Source organism: Bradyrhizobium sp. CCBAU 11386 (assembly GCF_028128955.1).
Classification (GTDB): Bacteria; Pseudomonadota; Alphaproteobacteria; order Rhizobiales; family Xanthobacteraceae; genus Bradyrhizobium.
In genome coordinates, this window is sequence record NZ_LBKA01000253.1 from 45,363 (window position 1) to 66,650 (window position 21,288).

Here is a 21,288-nt window from a genome sequence, read left to right on the forward strand (position 1 = left end):
CCGGCTATCTTATATGATCATCGTCATATAACAACATCTATCAACAGGAGAGTTCGCCATGGCCACCGCTTCCGACCCCGTCGTCATCCTTTCCGCCGCCCGCACGCCACTCGGCCGCTTCATGGGCGAGTTGTCGCCTCTCAGCGCCCACAAGCTCGGCTCCCACGTGATCGGCGCGGCGCTGGAACGGGCCAAGCTGGCGCCCGAGCGGATCGATGAGGTTTTCATAGGCAACGTCTTGCCGGCCGGACAAGGCCAGGCGCCGGCGCGCCAAGCCGCCCGCGGCGCCAAACTGCCGGATGCCACCGGCGCCACAACCGTCAACAAGGTCTGCGGCTCCGGCATGAAGGCGACCATGCTGGCCCACGACATCATCAATGCGGGCTCAGCCTCGATCGTACTGTCGGGCGGCATGGAGAGCATGAGCAATGCGCCCTATCTGCTGGCCAAGGCACGCGGCGGTTACCGCGCCGGCCATGACCGGATCATCGATCACATGTTGATGGACGGGCTGGAGGATGCCTATGAGACCGGCCGCTCGATGGGCGATTTCGGTGAGGCCACCGCGGAAGCCTATCAATTCACCCGGAAAGATCAGGACGCCTACGCGATGGAGACTTTGAGCCGCGCCCGCAAGGCCGTGGAGGGTGGCGCATTCAAAGCCGAGATCGCGCCGATCACACTGACTGAAAAGGTCGGGCCGCGGATCATCGCCAATGACGAGCACCCGCTCAAGGTCGATCCCGCCAAGATCCCCGGGCTGAAACCCGCGTTCCGCGCCAACGGCACCATCACGCCGGCCGCCTCCTCCGCCAATGCCGATGGCGCTGCGGCGCTCATTCTTGCAAAGCGCTCGCTCGCCGATCGCGACGGCCTCCCCGTACTGGCCGAGATCAAAGGCCACGCCACCCATAGCCAGGAACCGCAATGGTTCACCACCGCCCCGATCCCGGCCATTCGCAAGCTGTTGGACAAGGTGGGCTGGAGCGTCGGGGATGTCGATCTGTTCGAGATCAACGAAGCCTTTGCCGTGGTGGCGATGGCCGCACAGAAGGATCTCGGCATCCCCAGGGAGAAGCTGAACGTCAATGGCGGCGCCTGCGCGCTCGGTCATCCAATCGGTGCCACCGGCGCGCGCCTGATGGTGACACTCCTGCATGCGCTGGAGGCGCAGAACCTCAAACGCGGCGTAGCGGCGTTGTGCATCGGCGGCGGTGAAGCCACCGCCATCGCGATCGAGCGCGTCGTCCGCAGGTAGCACGGCCGATCCGACCAGAAAGGGCTCGGCGAGCGGCGCGAACCGCGTCACTCGCCGCCTCGTGACCTGCCTATCTATCAGCGCGAAAGTTCCCATGGCTGGCCAGTGCCAAACGACCAAAAGGGTGCCGAGGGACGCTCCCGTCTCCAGCCGCCTCGCAATCGCAGTTCTTTCCGTCCTGGCCGCCATGGGAACGCTCGCGACCAACATCTTGCTGCCGTCGCTGCCACAAATTGCGATCTCATTGAATGTCACCAGCGCGGCGGTCACGTTCGCCATCACGGTCTTCCTTGCGGTGTTCGGATTGGGCCAGCTCGTGGTTGGACCGCTTTCGGATCGCTACGGAAGACGCTGGCCAGTCTTGATCGGATTTGCCGTGTTCTTCGCCGGCAGCGTCTGGTGCGGTTTGGCAAACGACCTGCCTAACCTTTTGGCCGGCCGCGTCGTGCAGGCTGCTGGCGCGTGCGCGACGTCCGTGCTGTCTCGCGCCATCGCCCGCGACATGTTCAGTGGGCCGGCGCTGGCACGCGCGATGGCTATCATCATGATCGCAATGTCAGCAGCCCCCGGATTCTCGCCGCTGCTGGGCGGCGCACTCGATCACAGTTTTGGCTGGCGCTCCGAGTTCGCTTTTGTCGCGGCGTTTGCCGGAGCTGGCGCCATTGGCTACGGCATCGTCCTCGGCGAAACCCACAACTCCACCCGCACTCCGCTCAATCCGGTCGCCATCGCCAGGACCTATATTGGCCTGATTGGCGATCGTCGCTTCGCTATTCCAGCTGCGACGGCGAGCCTGATCATAGGCGGCTTGTTCTCGATGTTTTCGGCTGCACCGCGACTATTCATCGAAGCGATGCACTTCACGCCGATCCAGCTCGGCCTGTTCTTCGCCGGCACCGTGTTTATCGTATTCGCCGCGGGCATGCTGGCGACGAAACTGGCGCCACGCTATGGCCTCGATGGCCCGATCCGGGCAGGACTGTGGGCGACGGCCGCCAGTAGCTTTGCGGTACTGCTCATCTCAATGATCAGCCCGACTTTTCTGCCGTTTCTGGGCGCAATGTGCGTATTTCTCCTCGGCATGGGCGTCGTTAGTCCACTGGCCACCGCGCGAGCGCTCTCTCCATTTGGGGAGAAGGCCGGCGCAGCCTCGGCGCTGCTGGGTTTCTGGCAGATGATGAACGCCGCAATCGGCGTATGGCTTGCAGCCACGGTGTCGCATGAAGCAATGCTGGCGCTGGGCGTCGTGCTGAGCGCGTTTTCACTGCTGGCGCTTGGTCTGTACGCGCGGCTCCCGAGGTCTTGATTGGCTTTGACACACATGGGCCACTTGTCAGTCGCTCGTCAGGCTTGTGAAGTCCGGCTTACGCCGCTCGGCAAACGCCGCGAACGCTTCGCGGGCTTCGCCGGTCTGCAACCGCTCGGCAAATAGCGCGCTTTCCCGGTTTATTTGGGCAGCGATCTTGTCCATTTCGCGCATGAGCGCTTTGGTGTGGCTGAGAGAGCCCGCGGGCCGTTTGGTCAGGGCTTCCGCGGCCTGCCAAGCCCTGCCGCGCAAGTCAGCGGCCGGTACCACGGCGTTAGCCAGACCGCAGGCCAATGCGGCGGATGCATCGAGCGGCTCCCCCAACGCAAACATGGCGTATGCGCGGACATGCCCGATGCGGGCGGGCAGCAACCAACTCGAAGCCGCCTCAGGAACCAGCGCCAGATTTACGAATGGTGTCATCAGCTTCGCCGTGTCGGCAAGAAATACGAGGTCGCAATGCAGCAACATCGTGGTGCCAACGCCTACCGCGTTGCCCTGCACTGCGGCGACGAGTGGACGGGTGGCCTTACCGAGATTGCGGATGAACCGGAACGCCTGGCTTTCCCCTGTATTGCTACCGTTGGCTTGGGCACTGAAATCGGCGATGTCGTTTCCGGACGTAAAACTGTCGCCATCTCCCTGAAATAGAACGACCCGTACGGCCGGATCTTTCTCCGCATGCTCCAGCCCATCCGACATGGCGCTGTACATGGCGTTGCTGAGCGCATTCTTCTTCTCAGCACGGGCCAGCGTTATCGTCATGATGCCTGCGGTGACTTCGGTTTTTACATGCTGGGTCACGATCGTTCCTCCAATCAGGTGCCGTGGAATTCCGGTTTGCTGCTGCCTGGCGGGCGCGGCATCTCGAACATGTTCTCCGTCTTGACCTCGAGGTAATCACCACCACGGCCGGCGCGCAGTATGGGACGCGCAAGTGCAGTGTTGTATACGCCGTCCTCGATCAAAGACTTGTCGATGTATACTGCGACGACCTCGCCGAGTACGAACCATCCTTCGACCTTCTCACCGCGCGCATTCGCCAGCTGAGAGACCTCGACGACCTTGCATTCCATAGCGGCCCTGCTCTCGCCTACCCGCGGCACCGCTACGTGGCGCCCGGCGATTGGCGTCAGCCCTGCTGCTTCGAACTCGCTCACGCCGTGATCGAGCGGCGTCGCCGTCACGTTCATGCGCTCGCCAAGATCCATCGTAACCAGATTCCAAACAAATTCGCGGGTCTCGCTGACGTTCTTGACGGTGTCCTTCCACGAAATTGAGGAGAACCCGATTATCGGTGGATCGTAGAGGAACGCGTTGAAGAAGCTGTATGGAGCGAGGTTCAGTTGACCAGCCGCATTGCGTGACGAAATCCAACCGATCGGACGCGGTGCGACAATTGCGTTGAATGGATTATGTCGGAGCCGGTGGCCCTTCGAAGGCTCGTAGTAGTGGAAGTCGGCCAGATCCATAAACTCCCCTCCCCCGAGACTGCCGAAGGCCGTCCATTGCCTGTCAATCGAGCCTCGCCGTAACGATCACCCCTCGCACAACCGTGCGTGGGTATCGCCTCGTTAGAACATCCGGCTACGCGATCGCCCGGGCGGCAGCCGGCCTTTGCTCGGCACCATCGAGGAAACCAGTCAGGCGTTGACGGATGATTCGCTCGGCATCCGCCATGATACGATCGATCAGCTCCTTCACCGTCGGGATATCGTTGATCAGTCCGACCACCATGCCGCAGCTCCAGGCGCCGGCATCCATATCGCCATCGACCATCACCCTGGGGTAGACACCCGCCACCTGTTCGTGGATATCCTCGATCTTGAGGCTCGCCCCCTTCTCGCGCTCGACTTCGAGCAGATGGGTGACGCCCTTGTTCTTCAGAACGCGCTCGGTATTGCGTAGCGCGCGCATCACCAGCACGGTGTCGAGTTCGGTCGCCTTGACCAGCGCCTGCTTTACGTTGTCGTGGACCGGCGCTTCCTTGGTGGCGACGAAGCGGGTGCCCATGTTCATGCCGGCCGCGCCCATCGACAGAGCGGCGACGAGACTGCGCGCATCCGCCATGCCGCCCGAGGCCACGAACGGAATCTTCAGTTCATCCGCCGCGCGCGGCAGCAGGATCATGTTCGGGATATCGTCTTCTCCGGGATGTCCGCCGCATTCAAAGCCATCGACGCTGACGGCGTCACAGCCGATCTTCTCGGCTTTGAGTGAGTGCCGCACCGAGGTGCACTTGTGGATCACCTTGATGCCGGCCGCCTTCAACGCGGGCATGTACTGCTCGGGGCTGCGGCCAGCGGTTTCCACTGCCTTGACGCCGCCTTCCTTGATCGCGGCGATGTATTCCGGGTAAGGCGGTGCGGTAAAGCTCGGAAGGAAAGTCAGGTTCACGCCGAATGGCTTGTCGGTCATGTCGCGGCAGCGCGCGATTTCCTTGGCCAGCAATTCCGGCGTCCGCTGGGTCAGGCCGGTGATGATGCCAAGGCCGCCGGCATTGGACACCGCAGCGGCCAGCCCGGCGAAGCCGACATAATGCATGCCGCCCTGGATGATCGGATGCTGGATGCCGAACAGTTCAGTAATTGCTGTCTTCACGTGCGTTCTCCGCTTTCCGATCAGTTGACGATTTCGAACAGGCCCGCCGCGCCCATGCCGCCGCCGATGCACATGGTTACCACGCCGTACTTCGCCTTGCGCCGGCGCCCCTCGATCAGGATGTGCCCTGCAAGCCGGGCGCCCGTCATGCCATAAGGATGTCCGATCGCGATCGAGCCGCCATTGACGTTCAGCCTGTTCGGATCAATGCCGAGCTTGTCGCGGCAATAGATCACCTGGACGGCGTAGGCCTCATTGAGCTCCCAGAGATCGATGTCATCGATCTTCAGGCCGTGCCGCTTGAGCAGGCGCGGGATCGCCGCGACCGGACCGATGCCCATTTCGTCCGGCTCCACACCGGCGGCGACGAAGCCACGGAAGATGCCGAGCGGCTTCAGGCCTTTCTTCGCGGCGATCTTGTCGCTCATGATCACGCAGGCCGATGCGCCGTCGGAGAGCTGGCTGGCGTTGCCAGCCGTGATGGTCTTGCCTTCGAACACCGGCTTGATCTTCGCAAGTCCTTCCGCTGTGGTCTCGGGGCGCGGCCCCTCATCCTTCGACAGGGTCACCTGCTGATAAGTAACCTCCTTGGTGTCCTTGTTGACGACCGCCATCCTAGTCGTGATCGGGACTATCTCGTCATCGAAGCGCCCTGCCTGTACCGCGGCACCGATCCGGCGCTGACATTCGAGGCTATATTCGTCCTGCTGGTCGCGGCCGATCTTGTAACGCTCGGCGACGATCTCGGCGGTGTCGAGCATCGACATATACATGTCCGGCTTCATCGCCATCAGCTCGTCGTCGACGGCGTGGAACTTGTTCATGTGCTCGTTCTGCACGAGGCTGATCGATTCGATGCCGCCGCCGATCGCGACCTCGACCCCGTCAAGCATCACCGAACGCGCCGCGACCGCGATGGCCTGAAGGCCGGAGGCGCATTGCCGGTCGATGGTGGTGCCGGCGACGGTGACGGGCAGGCCGGCGCGGATCGCGCCCTTGCGCGCCACGTTCATCACCATGGTGCCCTGCTGCATGGCGCAGCCCATCACCACGTCCTCCACCTCGTCAGGCGCGATGCCGGCACGCTTTACGGCTTCGGCCATCACGTGGCCGGCCATGGTCGGACCGTCGGTGTTGTTGAGCGCGCCGCGATAGGCCTTGCCGACGGCCGTCCTTGCGGTGGAAACGATGACTGCTTCGGTCGTCATGCTGGCCTCTTCTGGTTACGCTGCCGCGTCCAGCTGCGCATAGCGCAGCACGTGGAACGCGGGATCGCCGAACTGGATGTTGATGGACGAGATACGCTTGAAATAGTGCCCGACGTTGAGCTCGTCGGTCATTCCCATGCCGCCGTGAAGCTGCACCGCCTGGTCGGCGACGAACCTGCCGGCATAGCCGATCTTCGACTTGGCCCCGGAGGCGAGCCGCGACAAGCCGGATTCGCCGACGCTGAGACTGAGATTGAGATGCTGCATCAGGGAGAGCGCCTCCTGATGGGCGATGAACATGTCGACCATCCGGTGTTGGAGCACCTGGAAGGAGCCGATCGTGGTGCCGAACTGCTTGCGCGTCTTCGAATACTCCAGCGTCGCGGCGTTCAGCTCGCCGATGGCGCCGACTGCTTCGGCGCAGAGCGCGCCCATGGCGCGGTCGCGGGCAGCTTCCAGCGCGGCAACGCCGTCGCCTTCCCGCCCGAGCAATTGCCCGCGGACCTCGCGCAAGCTGACCTCGGCGGCGCGGCGGCCGTCGATGGTCTTGAAGCTCTGCAGGTCGATGCCGGCGGCGCGGCGATGGACGACGAACAAGCTAACGCCGCCGCGGTCGCGGTCGTCGCCGGAGGTTCGCGCCGAGACGATCAGATAATCGGCCCAGGGCGCGGCGATCACCATGGTCTTCGCCCCGCTCAGAATGTAGTCGTTGCCCTCGCGCCGCGCCGTCGTCTTGACATTGGCAAAGTCGAAGCGAGAGCCCTTCTCGGTCCAGGCCAGTGCCCAGATCTTGCTGCCGTCGATGATGCCGGGAATGAAGGCCTGCCGCTGCTCCGGCTTGCCCACGTGCTCGATCAGGCCGCCGGCCAGCACGACCGTCTCGACGAAAGGCTCGACCACGAGGTGGCGACCGAACTCGTGCATGATGATCATGGTCGACAACGGACCGCCGCCAAGACCGCCGGCGTCCTCGGACAACGGCGCCGCGAGCAGGCCGAGCTCGGCGAAGGCGGCCCATTGTTGCCGGCTGAAGCCGTCCTCGCTCGCCACAATCTTGCGCCGCGCCTCGAAGTCATACTGGTCGCGCAGCAGGCGCTGGACGCTGGATCGCAGTAATTCCTGCTCTTCCGTGAACTGAATATCCATCCGATCCTCCCGATCCGCCGTGGCTAGAGCCCAAGTACGGCCTTGGCGATGATGTTTCGCTGGATCTCGTTGGATCCGCCGTAGATGCTGAGCTTGCGCGCGTTCAGATATTTCTCCGACGCGGTGTGGCCGTAATCGGGGCCGGGCATGAAGCGGTTGGCGCTGACCGGATGTTCGCGGATGGCAAGGCCGTAATTGCCGATCGCCCGGTGGGTGAGCTCGGTGATGTTCTGGAAGATTTCGGTGCCACGAATCTTGAACAGCGAGGCCGCCGGTCCCGGATCGATGCCGCGCGCCATCTGGGCGACGACGCGCAGCTCGGTCGCCTCCAGCGCCAGCACGTCAAGCTCGATGCGGGCGATGTCGCGCAGGAATTCGAGATGCGCGGGATCGTCAGCCGGGATCTCGGCCTTCACGATCTGCTTCAGCTTGTTGATGTAGCGGGTGGAGCGACCGATGCCGGCCATGCTGGTGCGCTCGTTGCCGAGCAGGAATTTGGCGTAGGTCCAGCCCTTGTTCTCCTCGCCGACCAGATTCTCGACCGGCACGCGGACGTTTTCGAGGAAGACGTCGTTGACCTCATGGCTGCCGTCGATCGTGATGATCGGCCGCACGGTGACGCCGGGCGACTTCATGTCGATCAGCAGAAAGGAGATGCCGGATTGCGGCTTCGCGTTCGGATCGGTGCGCACGAGGCAAAAGATCCAGTCGGCATGCTGTGCCAGCGTGGTCCAGGTCTTGTGGCCGTTGACGATGTAGTGATCGCCGTCGCGCACCGCCTTGGTCCGGACGGTCGCCAGGTCCGAGCCGGAGCCCGGCTCCGAATAGCCCTGGCACCACCAATCCTCGCCGGACAGGATCCGCGGCAGGAATTTCTTCTTCTGCGCCTCGTTGCCGAAGGTGTAGATGACGGGACCGACCATGGTGACGCTGAACGCCAGCGGCGGCAGCGTCCCCGCCCGGGAGGTCTCCTGCTCGAAGATGAAGCGCTGCGTGATCGACCAGCCGGGGCCGCCATATTCCTTGGGCCAAAGCGGGGCGATCCAGCCCTTCTTGTAGAGAATGCGGTGCCAGAGCAGCGACTGCTCCTTGGTCAGATCGGTCTCCGGATTCGGAACGCGCATTTCCGGCGGATAATTGTCCGCAATGAAGGCACGCACTTCATCGCGGAACGCTGCGTCCTCGGGCGATAGCGCGAGCTCCATCGCTGGTCTCCCCTACCACTTCTCGCCGAACGGACGGATTTCCATCTCGAAGGTCCAGGCGCTCTTCGGCTGCTGATAGAGCTGCCAATAGGACACCGCCACCGAGGCCGGCGGCATCAGCGCATCGGGATCGTCAAGCGCATTGGGCCCGAGGGCTTCCAGGCGCCGCTGGCGGACCCACTCGGTGTCCACACCCGAATCGATGATGAGGTGGGCGACATGGATATTCTTTGGGCCGAGTTCGCGCGCCATCGCTTGCGCCACGGCGCGCAGCCCGAATTTGGCGCTGGCGAAGGCGGCATAGCCGCTGCCGCCGCGCAAGGACGCTGTCGCACCGGTGAAGAAGATGTTGCCCTGGCCGCGCGGCAGCATTAGCCGGGCCGCCTCACGGCCGGCGAGGAAGCCGGAGTAGCAGGCCATCTCCCAGACCTTGCGGAACACGCGCTCGGTCGTGTCGAGGATCGGGAAGTTGACATTGGCACCAATGTTGAAGATGCAGACATCCAAAGGCGCGTGCTTGTCAGCATCACTCAGGAAGGAGATGATCTCCTCCTCTTTGCGCGCATCGAGAGAACGTGCATGGATCTCGCCGCCGGCGGCCTCGATCTCCTTGACCAACGGCGCCAGCTTGTCGCCGTTGCGGCGGCCGGCGAAGATAGTAAAGCCCTCCGAGGCGAACTTCTTGGCGATCTCGCCGCCGATGAAATCGCCGGCTCCGATCACGGCGACGGTTGCATTTCTTTTTTTCAAGGGTGTTCTCCCGGTCAGGTCAGATACATTGTCTGCGTAAATTCGGCCGTCAGCGCTGGAGGAACTTGGCTACCTTCGCCTTGCAGAGACTCCGCGAGCTTGTGCTTGAGTATCTTGCCCGTTGAGGTGGCCGGCAAGGCATCAAGGATGATGATCTTGGACGGCCGCTTATATGAGGTGAGCTGAAATCTGATGAAACTCATCAAATTCTCCGGCGTCACCTGCGATCCCGGCAGCAGCTGCACAAAACCGACAATCTCTTCATTGCCCTCAATTACACGGCCGACCACGGCGCATTGCACGACGTCTTTGTGTGAACTGAGGACCGCTTCGACCTCGGCGGGATAGACGTTGAAGCCCGAGCGGATAATCATCTCCTTGGTGCGCCCGACAATGTACAGGCAATCGCCGTCGAAACGCGCTATATCGCCGGTATTGAACCAGCCCATACTGTCTATCACCTCGGCGGTAAGCTCGGGGGCACGATAGTAACCGAGCATCACGTTGCGGCCACGGACATGCAGCTCTCCAACTTCCCCTCTTGCCGTAGGAAAGCCGTCGAGTGTTCTGACCCGCGCCTCTACTCCCGGCAGCAGCGTGCCAACCGCCTGGTCCGATCGCGGGGCATCGAAGCGCACCCCCGATATTCCCGGCGAACATTCGGTGATGCCGTAGCCATTTAGCAGCGGAAGGCCGAGCTCCTTTTCCACGCGCGACTTCAGGTTCAAATCGAGCGGCGCGCCGGCGACGGTCATTAAGCGTAACGCGCCTCGGGAGAGTCGCTTCGCGCCTGATACGCTCTTGTATTCCAGGAGGCGTTGATAAGTAGCAGGTACGCCGTTGAGGATGGTAATACCCTCCTCTCCGATCGCCCTGGCCGTCGCCGCAGGATCGAATTTGCTGACCATCCGCACCGTGCCCCCGACCATCAATGTCATGATCAGGAGCGAGATGCCGACGATATGGGAGATCGGCAATACGAGATAGATCTTGTCATTGTGATCCATCTTGCGGACGTGGGCGGTCGCCTTTGCGCTGATCAGCAGGCTTTCGTGCGACAGCATCACGCCCTTCGGCGTCCCCGTCGTTCCCGAAGTGTAGATCAGCACGGCCACTTGCTTCGCCGGCTCGGCCTCCACCGGCTCGACGGTAGCGCTTTTGCTTAGCGGGCCAACACCAATCTCCAGCAGCGCCCCTATTTGTCGGTTCTCCGCGCCATAGCGTGATGCGTGCGCCGCAGCCTCTCTCGAAACACCAGAGGCGAACAACATCCGACGGGCCCCGCTATGGTCGCGGATCTCGTCCAGTTCGCGTGCGGACAATCGGGGGTTGGCAACGATCGCCCAGGCGTCGAGCCGGCTCGTCGCGAACAGCAACGCGGCAAGTGCGATACAGTTTTCGCTGACAATGACCATCCGGTCGCCCGCTCGGATTCCCAGCGACGACAGGACGGCGGCGATCTCACTGACACGCTGATCCAGATCGCCGTAGCTCCAGGATGCCCCGCCTTCGACCAGCGCGATCCGATCGGGGGCTTTGGCAACCTGCCTTGCCATGACGTCATGGATGCGGCGCGGCAAGCCGACAGCAATCTCGTCGAGATTGATCGCCTCTGAAAGCTCCGCCACGACCGACCTCCCGACCAAACCGTGCCCACGTTGCAGCCCCGACACGTTCGCCGCATACCTAACGTTCTTTTTTAGAACTCGTCAATCACTAATTCCTGGTTTGAGCCTCCATCGCCTAAACCGGCAACAGATCTGCCCTGTCTTCCGCTTTCCCCGTATCGAAAACCGTCGTTTACAACGCGTCGGCCAATTGTTACGATTAAAGTACCAAATAAGAACTTATTGGGAGGAGCGGAATGAATCGCGGCGTAGCGATCCTTGTCGGTGCGGGCGACGCCATTGGTGCCGCCGTTGCACGGCGCTTTGCCAAGGGCGGCTATACGGTCTGCATCTGCAGGCGTGATGCGTCCAAGTCGCAGGGGCTGGTGGGTGAGCTGAGGGCTGCAGGACACGACATTCACGCGTTCAGCATCGATGCCCGTCAGGAGGCAGAGGTCCAAGGCATATTCGCGCGGATCGAGAAGGAACTCGGGCCTATCGAGGTCTGCCTCTACAATGCTGGTTCGAACGTCAACAAGCCTCTGCTGGAGACCACGGAGAAGCTGTTCTTCAAGGCCTGGGAACTGGCCTGTTACGGCGGATTCCTGGTCGGACGAGAGGCTGCCCGCTTCATGCTGCCGCGCGGACGCGGCACCATCTTCTTTACGGGTGCGACCGCCAGCATACGCGGCGGCAAGGGGTTTGCGGCATTTTCATCCGCGAAGTTTGGGCTTCGTGCTGTGGCCCAAGCGATGGCGCGCGAACTGGGGCCGAAGAACATTCATGTCGTGCACCTGTTGATCGATGCTGGTGTGGACAGCGAGGCCATTCATCAGCGCATGAAAGCGGCAAAAGGAATCGAGGCAAGCGACATCCCCGCAGATAGCCTGACCAAGACGTCTTCCATTGCTGACGCCTATTGGTTCACCCATCAGCAGACCAGGGATGGCTGGACCCACGAGCTCGATCTCCGGCCGTCCGTGGAGAAGTGGTAATATGAGCGCGACACCAAACCTGACCTTGTGGGGTGTTGGGACAAGCCGCACCATCCGCCCGCACTGGGCCATGCACGAACTGGGCTTGGTTTACGAGACAAAGCCGATCGGACCGCGGACAGGGGAGACCAAGACGGCTGAGTACACCAAACTCAATCCACGCCAGAAAATACCGCTGCTCCAGGACGGCGACTTCTGCATCGGCGAGAGCGCCGCGATAGTTGCCTACCTATCGCGAATGTACTCCACGACGGAACGCTCGCTGATTCCTGAAACCACCCGTGAGTATGCCGCGTGGCTGGAATGGTGTTTCTTTATCGTCGCGGAACTGGATTCAACCAGCCTTTACGTGATGCGCCGCCATCGCGCCGACGCGCTCGGTCCGATCTACGGCATAGCGCCCGAGGTCGTTGCCCAGGCCGGCGAGTATTTCCGTCAGCAGTTGCGCCATGTCGAAGTCGCGCTCGCAGACGGCCGGAAATTCCTGATGGGCGACCGTTTTACCAGCGCCGACATCCTGCTCACGACCTGCCTTGAGTGGGCCGTCGCCTATGGCGTCAGCATTTGCGACAACGCGCAGCCCTATCTCGAACGTATCAAGAAACGGGAGGCCTTCCAGCGTGCCGTCGCGGCAAATGCCCCGTTAGTGCCGATCACGCCGGTGCCGGCCAAGGCTTAGAAACCGGCTACCGTTCGCGCAGCGGTTCGAGGTTAGATCGCCACGCGCACGCTACGCTCGGCGACCATCTTGTCGATGGCGCTATCGTCGTAACCCAGCTCCTGCAACACATCGCGCGAGTGCTCGCCGACCCGGGGAGCAGGCCCGCCGATCGCGGCCTCATTGATCTCAAAGCGGGCTGCCGGCTTCGGCTGCCGTACCCGACCGACCTTCGGCTGCTCGAACTCTGCGATGATGCCGCGCGCGATTACCTGTTCATTGTGAATGATCTCGCCTCGCCGCAGAATCGGAGCGCAAGGGACGTCGGCGGCGTCCAGGCGCTCCAGCCATTCGGCAGTGGTGTGCTGTCCGATGTACTCCGCCATCTTGTTGATGCGTGCCGTGGCGTTGACCGAACGCGCCGATGGCGTCGCAAATCGAGGATCCTTGGCAAGCTCGGGATCGCCGGAGGCCCGGCAGAACCCCTGCCATTCGGAATCCGAGATGGTACCGGCCGTGATGTAGCCGTCGCTGGTCTTGAATACGAGATCCGGTCGATCGTTAGGATCGGCAGCGGCGGTCTCGGCTCCCACTACCGTGTACTGCATCATGCCTTCCGGCCACAGGTACGAAATCATCGCATCCAGCATTGCGACCTGAATATGATCGCCCTGCCCGGTCTTCTCGCGGGCGTAGAGCGCCGCTGCCACCGCCTGCGCGGTGAACACGGCGGTCGTCTTGTCGCATACGATGGTGCGGATCATCTGCGGACGGTTTGTGACCGGCTGCGACTGGATATCGGCAAAGCCTGACAGCGCTTGAATGATCGGATCATAGACGCGCTTCTTCACATACGGCCCGGTCTCGCCGACGCCGCTGATCGAGACATAGATCAAGCGCGGATGGCGTTGGCGCAACTCATCGACGCCAAGGCCGATGCGTTCCATGGTACCGGGCCGGAAATTCTGCACCAGGACGTCCGCCTGCGCGACCAGCTTGGCGAGGACCTCTCGGCCGGCCGCGCTCTTGACGTCGATTGATAGTGAGCGCTTGCCGCGGTTCGAAGAGATAAAAAGCGCGGAAAACTCTCCGTCCTTGTCAATGGTGGCGCGGCTGCGCCGCGTAATATCGCCGCCAATCGGCTCGATCTTCAGAACGTCAGCGCCCTGATCCGCCAGAAACATGGTCGCGTAGGGACCGGACACCACGCCTGTCAAATCCAGGACTCGAACACCGCTAAGAGGGCCAGGCATGGGCATTCTCCCTGAGGTTACTTTTTTGCTGGGCTGACTGAGTCTTCCTCATGCAAGCCCGGAACATCGGCCTGGCTCTGCAGGCCTCAATTCCCGCCTTAGGCCGTTTTCGAAACCAGCTGACTGATCTGTTCGACGATCGACTCCTCGACGTCACGGAGCTGGTCCTTGCCGAAGAACATTTCCTTTCCAACGAAGAAAGTCGGTGAGCCGAACGCTCCACGGCTAACCGCGTCGGTGGTCCGATCGATCAACCCCTTCTTGACGTCATCCTGCTGCGCACGTGCAATCAACCGGTCGATATCGATGCCTGAGGACATGAATGCGCTCCGGAAGATTTCGAGATCATCCATCTTCTTCGGCTCTTCCCACATATGATGATAGGCGGCGCGGAAATAGGGCTCGAACACGCCTTCGAACTGAGCAGCGACGGCACCGCGCATCAACATCAGCGTGTTAACCGGAAAGAACGGATTCGGACGGAATTTCGTGATTCCGTGGCGACGGATAAACCGTTGGGTCTCGAGTGCCTGGTATTCCGGCTTGTTCTTGATTCCGCGAAGCGAATCGAAGGGAGACATGTTGCCCGTCGCCTTGTAGATGCCGCCGAGCAGAACCGGGACGTACTCGAATTTTACGCCGGTACGCCGCTCGATGCCCGGAATGGCTACTTCCGCCAGATATGCGTTCGGGCTGCCGAAATCGAACTGGAATTCAATCTTCAGGGGCATGTCAGCTTCTCCCGCGCGCGCACTGGATGTTCAGGCTAGGTATTCAGCAGCCGAAATACGACCATGACCGTCTTTACAGTTCTAAAAACGAACTGTCAATTATTTACGCTATTCTGCTGATTTTGCCATATCCGTAGGGGATTGTTTGGAGCTGAGTACCTATCTAGAATGGGAGGTGAGTTGAGGTTCCCTTGGACGATTCGAGCGAATGCAGGGTGCCGGATGGATTGGAGAGCAGGAAATGCGATGGGATGCCCTTGAAGAAGAGCCGTGCTCGATGGCCCGCACGATCGGCGTGATCGGCGACCGCTGGACCCTACTTATCCTGCGCGAATGCTTTCTGCGCACGCGCCGCTTCGAAGGATTTCAGTCCGCGCTTGGGATCACTCGCCATTTGCTCGCGGAGCGGCTGAAGAAACTGGTCCGGCAAGGCGTGCTGCGCCGCATTCCCTATCAGGAGGCGCCCAAACGGCATGAATACATCCTCACCCAAAAAGGGCTCGATCTCTATCCAATCATGATGGCAATCGTACACTGGGGTGACACGCACATGGTCGACACTCGCGGGCGGCCGTTGCTGCATGAGCACCGCAAATGTGGCAAGAACTTCGATCCGGTCATGGTGTGCTCCGAATGCGGTGAGCCGCTTTCGGCCAAGGAGGTTCATACTCACCCTGGCCCCGGCGCGCGAAGCACCCCGGCGATACCGGCACCGGCGAAACCCAAGGCAAAGGCGCGCCGCAGCGCTGCTTGACGTGGCCGCTCACGCGGGGATGCATCGAACTCATGCGGGGCGCAGGGTCTCGCTTGGCTGCGGACAACAGCTAAGTCGTTACGGACCTAATAAACAAGCAAGGCCGTTGCTTTCCTGAGCTCGGGTCGGCAAGTTCAGCTCAGTGCAACGGCTTTCGCGATGGCATCACCCATTTCTTCAGTGCCGACGAGGCGCGTGCCGGGAGAATGTATTTCAGCCGTTCGCAAGCCATTTCCGAGCACCTGCAGGATCGCCCCTTCGACTCTATCCGCCAGATCGGGGCGCTCTAGTGACATGCGCAGCATGAGAACTGCCGCACGGATGCAAGCAATCGGATTGGCGACATTTCGGCCCGCGATGTCGGGCGCACTGCCATGCCCGGCTTCATAATAGCCGGGGCCGGGATCTCCGAGCATCGCTGAGGCCGTCAATCCGATCGATCCGGTCAATACGGACGCGACGTCGGACAATATGTCGCCAAACATGTTAGCCGCGAGGAGCACGTCGACGTCCGCGGGCTGCGTTACAAGCTGCATTGCGGCGTTGTCGGCGAAGGCGTGCGTCAAGTCGATGTCGGGGTAGTCCTTCGAGACTTCGATCACCGCCTTGCGCCACAGCCGCGACGTTTCGAGTACGTTGGCCTTGTCAACATTCAGTAGCCGCTTGCGGCGTCCGCGGGCCGCATTGAAGGCGATCCGAGCGATGCGAACGACCTCGCCGTACGAATAGGACATCATGTCGTATCCTTCGGAGTCGCCGGGGAAGGGCCCGTCCGTGGCCACCCGCTGCCCCCGTTGTCGCGACATGTACACGTCGCCGCCGAGCTCCCGCACGATCAACATGTCGACGCCACGCACCCGTTCGGTTCGCAACGGCGATAGCCCAGTCAAGGTTTCCGACACCGATACCTGGCGCAAGCTGGCGTAGAGGCCGAGTTTGGTGCGAAGCTCGGCGATCGCGTGGGTCGCGCGTTGGGGCGCCGGCCGATCATCGAACCGCGCGTCGCCGACGGCACCGAGCAGTACCGCGTCGGACTCAAGGGCCAGCTTCATGCTCGATGCGGGCATCGGCTCGCCGGTCGCGTCGATGGCAGAACCGCCAACGGGCGCCTCGACGGCTTCGAAGGTAAAGTCGGCGCCGCGAAGCGCTTGAAGGACTTTTCGAGCCTGTCTGATCACGTCCGGACCGATGCCGTCGCCGGGAAGCATTGCTATCTTCATGCTGGGCATCCACCGCCATCACAAGATGCCGAAGGCCTTCTTCGGTGGCTCGCGAAAGATGCTGTCGTCGAGACAATCATCTTAATTCCTCCGTCGACGCGGCTGACGGAGCGACCGTGTTTCCAGTCCATCAACGGGCTCCGGCCGGCTTTTAGGTAAGAGACTTTCACGACGGTCTAGAAGCCGGATGACGAGTCTGAAGCTCATCGAACGAAACGATCTCACCGGCGATCGCGCTCGCTGCTACGGTCGGCGGACTGGCGAGCCATACCCCGCCCGGCCCGGAACGCCCGGGAAAGTTGCGGTTGATCGCGCTGACGGTCACTTGTCCGCCGTCGGTGGACGCGCCGGGCCCGCAGTTGACGCAGGCACCGCAGGAGGGCTGCAGGATCGCCGCACCGATTCTTTCGAAGGTTTCGATATAACCCCGCTGAATGCAGTAGTCGCGCACCGCCGTGGTACCGAACTGCAGATATAACTTTACGCCGGGTTTGACATACAGACCGCGCTCCAGAGCCCAAGCGAGAACCTCATGGTACCGGTCGAAGTCCTCGCGCTTGCCTCCTGTGCACGAGCCACCATATGCGATGTCGATCTGGGGACGCTCGGACAGCGAAGCCAGCGGAACGCCGTTGCCCGGATCGCCCGGTGCGGCGACGACGGAGCCGAGGCTCGAACAGTCGATGGTGATGGTCTCGACGTATTTCGCGCCCGGATCACTGCACATCCATGTTTCGAGGGCAACGTCGATGCCTCGCCGCTCGCGAAGGAAGCGCACTGTCTCCGCGTCCGGAGCAACGATCCCCGTGAAGCCACCGAGCTCGGCTGTCATGTTAGTAAGCGTTGCGCGCTCGTCGGTGGACATCAGCTTCACCACCTCGCCAGCAAACTCGAAAACCTTGCCTACGCCTGCACCAGCCTTGATGCGGGGGGTTGCCAGCAGATGCAGGACCATATCCTTGGCGGTGACGCCTGCGGGCAAGCGACCTGCAAACTCGATACGCAGCGTCTGCGGAACGGTGATCCGCACCGCGCCGGTGACGAGCGCATTGGCCAGCTCCGTGCTGCCTACCCCGAAGGCGATACAGCCCAGCGCGCCGCTATGAGTCGTGTGAGAATCGGTGCCTACGACGATCTGGCCGGGAAGTGCGTACAGCTCCGTCAATAACGGGTGTGCAATACCCTCGCTGCCCTGACCACCTGGCAGAGCGCCATGGGTGCGCAGACCGTAGTCGGTCGCGAAGCGACGGTGCTCGGCAACCATGTGGTCCATCGCCGGAACGAGACCTCGGCCGATATGCGCCGGACTCTGGTGTATATACGACATATGGTCCTCGATCGCGAGAACACTGCACGGTTCGTACAGCTTCAAGGGAGTTCCGAAGGCTTTGTGAAGGACGTGGGCGCACATGCCTGTATAGGCCTCGTGCATGAAGCGCCAATCCGCACGGATGAAAGCACCGGTTCCGGGCTCCAGACTCGAGTTGGAATCTTCGGTTACGACCAGGTGCCGCGCGAGGATCTTCTCCGTCAAGGTGCGAGGGGTGGCGTCCGACAGCACGCTGGGGACGCTGACGTGCTGCATGCGCTCGCGGCCATAGTGAAGCAACCCGCCGTGGCGCAGGATCCCAGCGGCCATCGCGTCTCGCGAGGCCACCAGCTCTTCCAGATCGATTGGGTCGCCCTCCAGCAGGCGCTCGATCAGGCTGAAGTCGGTGGAGGTGAACAGGCCGAGATTGTCCGCATTCTGGCGGTAGATGCGCTCGAAGCTCTCGGCAATGACGAGCCGGATGCCGGCCGACCGCTCCGCGAGGGGACTGTGCTCCCGTGACGAGCCCTTTCCGTAGCGCTTGCCCGCTACCGTGACCGCGAAGCCTCCGTTCTTAACGTCGTCAATGCCGATCGGATTACGACCGCCCGCGGCGAAGCCCACGTATGGCACCCGCCCCAGACGCTCGTCCCAGACCGTCAGAGAGTGTGCGGGTGTGATCTCATCGGTCGAGACGTCGTCCCGAAGCGACCCTGCATCCACCAACGCGATGTTCTCGCCCTTGAGCTGTCGATCGATGATCTCAGGATCGTCGCTCAGGAAGAGGATACGGCCTGCGAAGTCGATGATTGCCATGAACTGATTCCTTGCGGAACAAGATCTAGTTTCGCACGGGCTGCCACGCGAGTGCTGATGCGGCACATGGCCTATCGCGATCGGAGATATCCGACGGCGCCCTCAGGCCGCTCATGCCAATTTCGCGAGGCGATGCCTCCATCTCCGCCGCTGGCCCCCTCTTGTGCCAGTTTGCGAGCAGACCAGCGAGCGCTGCGGACAGGTAGTTTCGACCACGCGGATCATCGCGGATCGGTATCCAATTCAGGCGCGCAGGGTCGCTATTAGCGCCTCCACCGCACGCAGGCGCGTCGACTTGCGCAGTGCGTAGACCCGCAGCGACCACCCCCGCCATGGCTCGTCCAGCGGGCGTCGGACGAAGCGGTTCGTGCCGGCGTACGCAGAAACCGCGCTCGACGGCATGATCGCGATGCCCAATCCGACCTCGATCATGCGGCAGCCGGCGTCGTAGCTCGTGACGCCCACGGGCTGACGGATAACGGCATGGATGCTTTCAGCCTTTTCCCGCAGCAAGTTGTCGAGTGCGCCGCCCACCGACATGCCAATCAGCGGGAATTTCAGCACGTCGGCAAAAGAGATTTTGCGCAACTTCGTCAACGGATGCTTGCGCGGCAGCACGACTATCAAAGGGTCGTCGGCCAGGTGCCAGGCCTCGACTCCGCGCGGGACATCCTTCAAGGCCGCGCCTACGCCGACATCTGCGCGGTCGTCCAGGCAAGCGCGCAGGATTTCCGCGGTGGTGCGTTCCTGCAGTGCAATCTCCACTTCGGGATATGCGGCGCGGAAGGCTTGCAGCTTTTCTGGCAGAAATCCGACGACCGAAGACGGGCTTGCGAACAGCCTGACGATGCCGGCGACATTGCCGCTCAGCGATCGCACTTCGCGCACGAAGGCTTCGAGATCTTCGTTCAGGCGTTTGCCGAGGGCGTGGGCTCTTTCGCCGGCTTCGGTCAGTTGCACGCCCTTTGACGAGCGCATCAAAAGGGGTACGCCGAGCGCGTGTTCGAGATCTGCCATGCGACGGCTCAGCGCTGACTGCGCAATGTGCTCGGATTCGGCAGCCCGCTTGATGGAACCTTCACGCACCACCGTGAGAAAGAGCTGCAGGCTAATGGGATCGACGTGATGCACGGTTCGTCTCCTTAAACGGACTTGCGCTCAACCGTTTGGGCGGCACCCGCCGGTTATTCGAAGGAAAGGGTAGTCTCTGCACGCGCTACGACGCTCTCGGGACGACCGCGGTTGGGCGGCGCGTAGCGCGTTATCCAGCATATCTCTAAACGCGATAGCCCATCCTCCCATTTAGCGCTTCTGACAGAAGCTCGCGTGGCACATAAGTCCGCAGGGACCAAAGAAACACAGGCATCGCGCGCCCTCAAGGGGTGCTTCCGTCATCGGACGCCTGCTGGCGGGAGGACGCCGAGATGACCGATCTTAAAGGGCAGCCGAGGGTCCGGGTGCGCGAGGTCGGGCCGCGCGACGGATTACAGATGGCAAAGTCGGTCATGCCGACGTGTGCCAAGCTTCGCTGGATAGCGGCCATGGTCAGCGCCGGCCTCTGGGAAATGGAAGTCGCAAGCTTCGTACCACCTGCTGCGATGCCGCAGATGGCTGATGCCGCCGAGGTCACCGAAACAGTCCGCAGGGCTCATCCTCGCCTGTTCGTGGTGGCCCTCGCACCAAACCTGCGGGGCGCCCAAAACGCTGCGGCGGCTGGTGCGCATTCGATCGTCATGCCGGTTTCGGCCAGCGAGGCTCACAGCCAGGCAAACGTCCGACGCAGCCGGGCCGAACAGGTCGCAGAGTTGGGACGTGTGGTGAATTGGGCGAGATCATTGGGACCGAGTGCGCCCCGTATCGAAGGCGGGATAGCGACGGCTTTCGGATGCTCATTGCAGGGTCTGGTGCCGGAACGCGACGTGATCTCCCTCGCGGTCGCGATGTCCGAAGCAGGCGCCGATGTCGTCGGCCTCGCTGACACGCTGGGATATGCGGGTCCGCGCCAGGTGCGCCGCCTCGTGCGCGCAGTGCGACAGGAAGTCGGAGCGGAGCGATTCGGCAACCTTCATCTTCACGATACTATGGGCACGGCGCTTGCCAATGCACTCGAGGGACTTGATCAGGGCGTGCGTGGGTTCGACGCCGCGCTAGGTGGCTTGGGGGGATGTCCGTTTGCGCCCGGCTCGGTCGGCAACGCCACGACTGAAGATCTTGTCTATTTGCTGGAGACCGAGGGGTTCAGCACGGGAATCGACCTCGCCCGGTTGATCGAAGCGCGTGCCGAACTGCGTTCAGGCCTGCCGGACGAAAAACTTCACGGTCGGGTCGCGCTGGCCGGGATTCCGCGAACTTTCAAGAAAGCCATCGTCAATGACGGAGCTTCATATGGCAGCCGCCACTGATCGCGCCCGAATGCCTAGTCCGCTTTCGGGGATTCGAGTCCTCGAATTCAGTCACATGGTCATGGGACC

19 protein-coding genes are annotated in these 21,288 nt (G+C 62.1%); 6 read left to right on the forward strand and 13 right to left on the reverse strand.

Annotated features, from left to right (window positions below; genetic code table 11):
• The first annotated feature begins 58 nt into the window (after positions 1-58).
• The gene (locus XI09_RS34665; protein ID WP_271570880.1) at positions 59-1,258 is read left to right on the forward strand and encodes an acetyl-CoA C-acyltransferase; all 1,200 of its coding nucleotides are present in this window, start codon (positions 59-61) and stop codon (positions 1,256-1,258) included.
• Between the two features lie 94 nt (positions 1,259-1,352).
• Positions 1,353-2,564: a multidrug effflux MFS transporter gene (locus XI09_RS34670; RefSeq protein WP_271570881.1), complete on the forward strand. Its 1,212-nt coding sequence runs from the start codon at positions 1,353-1,355 to the stop codon at positions 2,562-2,564.
• 27 nt (positions 2,565-2,591) lie between these two features.
• Here the strand turns inward: XI09_RS34670 and XI09_RS34675 are convergent, their stop codons facing one another.
• From XI09_RS34675 to XI09_RS34710, 8 genes are all read right to left on the reverse strand, one after another.
• Positions 2,592-3,368, reverse strand: a complete 777-nt coding sequence (locus tag XI09_RS34675; RefSeq protein ID WP_271570882.1) for an enoyl-CoA hydratase-related protein — start codon at positions 3,366-3,368, stop codon at positions 2,592-2,594.
• Positions 3,369-3,382: 14 nt separating this feature from the next.
• Positions 3,383-4,036: a flavin reductase family protein gene (locus XI09_RS34680; protein WP_271570883.1), complete on the reverse strand. Its 654-nt coding sequence runs from the start codon at positions 4,034-4,036 to the stop codon at positions 3,383-3,385.
• 115 nt (positions 4,037-4,151) lie between these two features.
• The gene (locus XI09_RS34685) at positions 4,152-5,165 is read right to left on the reverse strand and encodes an NAD(P)H-dependent flavin oxidoreductase (RefSeq protein WP_271570884.1); all 1,014 of its coding nucleotides are present in this window, start codon (positions 5,163-5,165) and stop codon (positions 4,152-4,154) included.
• A 20-nt stretch (positions 5,166-5,185) separates the two neighbouring features.
• Positions 5,186-6,373 (reverse strand): acetyl-CoA C-acyltransferase, encoded by a 1,188-nt coding sequence (locus XI09_RS34690; RefSeq protein WP_271570885.1) that lies wholly within the window; start codon positions 6,371-6,373, stop codon positions 5,186-5,188.
• A gap of 15 nt (positions 6,374-6,388) precedes the next feature.
• Complete coding sequence (locus XI09_RS34695) at positions 6,389-7,519, reverse strand: acyl-CoA dehydrogenase family protein (RefSeq protein ID WP_271570886.1); 1,131 nt, start codon at positions 7,517-7,519, stop codon at positions 6,389-6,391.
• Positions 7,520-7,542: 23 nt separating this feature from the next.
• Entirely contained in the window at positions 7,543-8,724 is a 1,182-nt protein-coding gene (locus XI09_RS34700) for an acyl-CoA dehydrogenase family protein (RefSeq protein ID WP_271570887.1), read from the reverse strand.
• 12 nt (positions 8,725-8,736) lie between these two features.
• Positions 8,737-9,474: an SDR family oxidoreductase gene (locus XI09_RS34705; protein WP_271570888.1), complete on the reverse strand. Its 738-nt coding sequence runs from the start codon at positions 9,472-9,474 to the stop codon at positions 8,737-8,739.
• A 14-nt stretch (positions 9,475-9,488) separates the two neighbouring features.
• Complete coding sequence (locus tag XI09_RS34710; protein WP_271570889.1) at positions 9,489-11,102, reverse strand: class I adenylate-forming enzyme family protein; 1,614 nt, start codon at positions 11,100-11,102, stop codon at positions 9,489-9,491.
• A 236-nt stretch (positions 11,103-11,338) separates the two neighbouring features.
• On the opposite strand from XI09_RS34710, the gene XI09_RS34715 reads away from it, so the two are divergent.
• Positions 11,339-12,076, forward strand: a complete 738-nt coding sequence (locus tag XI09_RS34715; protein ID WP_095425814.1) for an SDR family NAD(P)-dependent oxidoreductase — start codon at positions 11,339-11,341, stop codon at positions 12,074-12,076.
• Between the two features lies 1 nt (position 12,077).
• Positions 12,078-12,755, forward strand: a complete 678-nt coding sequence (locus tag XI09_RS34720; protein ID WP_271570890.1) for a glutathione S-transferase family protein — start codon at positions 12,078-12,080, stop codon at positions 12,753-12,755.
• Between the two features lie 32 nt (positions 12,756-12,787).
• Here XI09_RS34720 and XI09_RS34725 read toward each other — a convergent pair whose 3' ends face one another.
• Both XI09_RS34725 and XI09_RS34730 read right to left on the reverse strand, forming a co-directional pair.
• Positions 12,788-13,987, reverse strand: a complete 1,200-nt coding sequence (locus XI09_RS34725) for a CaiB/BaiF CoA transferase family protein (RefSeq protein WP_271571000.1) — start codon at positions 13,985-13,987, stop codon at positions 12,788-12,790.
• Between the two features lie 98 nt (positions 13,988-14,085).
• Complete coding sequence (locus tag XI09_RS34730) at positions 14,086-14,718, reverse strand: 2-hydroxychromene-2-carboxylate isomerase (protein ID WP_271570891.1); 633 nt, start codon at positions 14,716-14,718, stop codon at positions 14,086-14,088.
• A 241-nt stretch (positions 14,719-14,959) separates the two neighbouring features.
• On the opposite strand from XI09_RS34730, the gene XI09_RS34735 reads away from it, so the two are divergent.
• Positions 14,960-15,472 carry a winged helix-turn-helix transcriptional regulator gene (locus XI09_RS34735; RefSeq protein ID WP_271570892.1) on the forward strand — a complete coding sequence of 171 codons (513 nt, stop codon included), beginning with the start codon at positions 14,960-14,962 and terminating at the stop codon, positions 15,470-15,472.
• Positions 15,473-15,606: 134 nt separating this feature from the next.
• On the opposite strand, the gene leuB is transcribed toward XI09_RS34735, so the two are convergent.
• From leuB to XI09_RS34750, 3 genes are all read right to left on the reverse strand, one after another.
• A complete protein-coding gene (gene leuB / locus XI09_RS34740) occupies positions 15,607-16,692 on the reverse strand; it encodes a 3-isopropylmalate dehydrogenase (RefSeq protein ID WP_271570893.1) in 1,086 nt (361 codons plus the stop codon).
• 166 nt (positions 16,693-16,858) lie between these two features.
• Complete coding sequence (locus XI09_RS34745; protein WP_271570894.1) at positions 16,859-18,817, reverse strand: aconitase family protein; 1,959 nt, start codon at positions 18,815-18,817, stop codon at positions 16,859-16,861.
• A 243-nt stretch (positions 18,818-19,060) separates the two neighbouring features.
• On the reverse strand, positions 19,061-19,948 hold the full coding sequence (locus XI09_RS34750; protein WP_271570895.1) for a LysR family transcriptional regulator: 888 nt from the start codon (positions 19,946-19,948) through the stop codon (positions 19,061-19,063).
• Positions 19,949-20,241: 293 nt separating this feature from the next.
• Between XI09_RS34750 and XI09_RS34755 the strand changes: the two genes are divergently transcribed.
• Positions 20,242-21,219 carry a hydroxymethylglutaryl-CoA lyase gene (locus tag XI09_RS34755; RefSeq protein WP_271570896.1) on the forward strand — a complete coding sequence of 326 codons (978 nt, stop codon included), beginning with the start codon at positions 20,242-20,244 and terminating at the stop codon, positions 21,217-21,219.
• The last annotated feature ends 69 nt before the right edge of the window (positions 21,220-21,288 follow it).

Excerpts from the sequence above, each read along its gene's own strand:
- XI09_RS34665 (WP_271570880.1), top strand. The coding sequence starts at position 59 with ATGGCCACCGCTTCCGACCCCGTCGTCATCCTTTCCGCCGCCCGCACG.
- XI09_RS34670 (WP_271570881.1), top strand. The coding sequence starts at position 1,353 with ATGGCTGGCCAGTGCCAAACGACCAAAAGGGTGCCGAGGGACGCTCCC.
- XI09_RS34680 (WP_271570883.1), bottom strand. The coding sequence starts at position 4,036 with ATGGATCTGGCCGACTTCCACTACTACGAGCCTTCGAAGGGCCACCGG.
- XI09_RS34690 (WP_271570885.1), bottom strand. The coding sequence starts at position 6,373 with ATGACGACCGAAGCAGTCATCGTTTCCACCGCAAGGACGGCCGTCGGC.
- XI09_RS34695 (WP_271570886.1), bottom strand. The coding sequence starts at position 7,519 with ATGGATATTCAGTTCACGGAAGAGCAGGAATTACTGCGATCCAGCGTC.
- XI09_RS34700 (WP_271570887.1), bottom strand. The coding sequence starts at position 8,724 with ATGGAGCTCGCGCTATCGCCCGAGGACGCAGCGTTCCGCGATGAAGTG.
- XI09_RS34715 (WP_095425814.1), top strand. The coding sequence starts at position 11,339 with ATGAATCGCGGCGTAGCGATCCTTGTCGGTGCGGGCGACGCCATTGGT.
- XI09_RS34720 (WP_271570890.1), top strand. The coding sequence starts at position 12,078 with ATGAGCGCGACACCAAACCTGACCTTGTGGGGTGTTGGGACAAGCCGC.
- XI09_RS34725 (WP_271571000.1), bottom strand. The coding sequence starts at position 13,987 with ATGCCTGGCCCTCTTAGCGGTGTTCGAGTCCTGGATTTGACAGGCGTG.
- XI09_RS34730 (WP_271570891.1), bottom strand. The coding sequence starts at position 14,718 with ATGCCCCTGAAGATTGAATTCCAGTTCGATTTCGGCAGCCCGAACGCA.
- XI09_RS34735 (WP_271570892.1), top strand. The coding sequence starts at position 14,960 with ATGCGATGGGATGCCCTTGAAGAAGAGCCGTGCTCGATGGCCCGCACG.
- leuB (WP_271570893.1), bottom strand. The coding sequence starts at position 16,692 with ATGAAGATAGCAATGCTTCCCGGCGACGGCATCGGTCCGGACGTGATC.
- XI09_RS34745 (WP_271570894.1), bottom strand. The coding sequence starts at position 18,817 with ATGGCAATCATCGACTTCGCAGGCCGTATCCTCTTCCTGAGCGACGAT.
- XI09_RS34755 (WP_271570896.1), top strand. The coding sequence starts at position 20,242 with ATGACCGATCTTAAAGGGCAGCCGAGGGTCCGGGTGCGCGAGGTCGGG.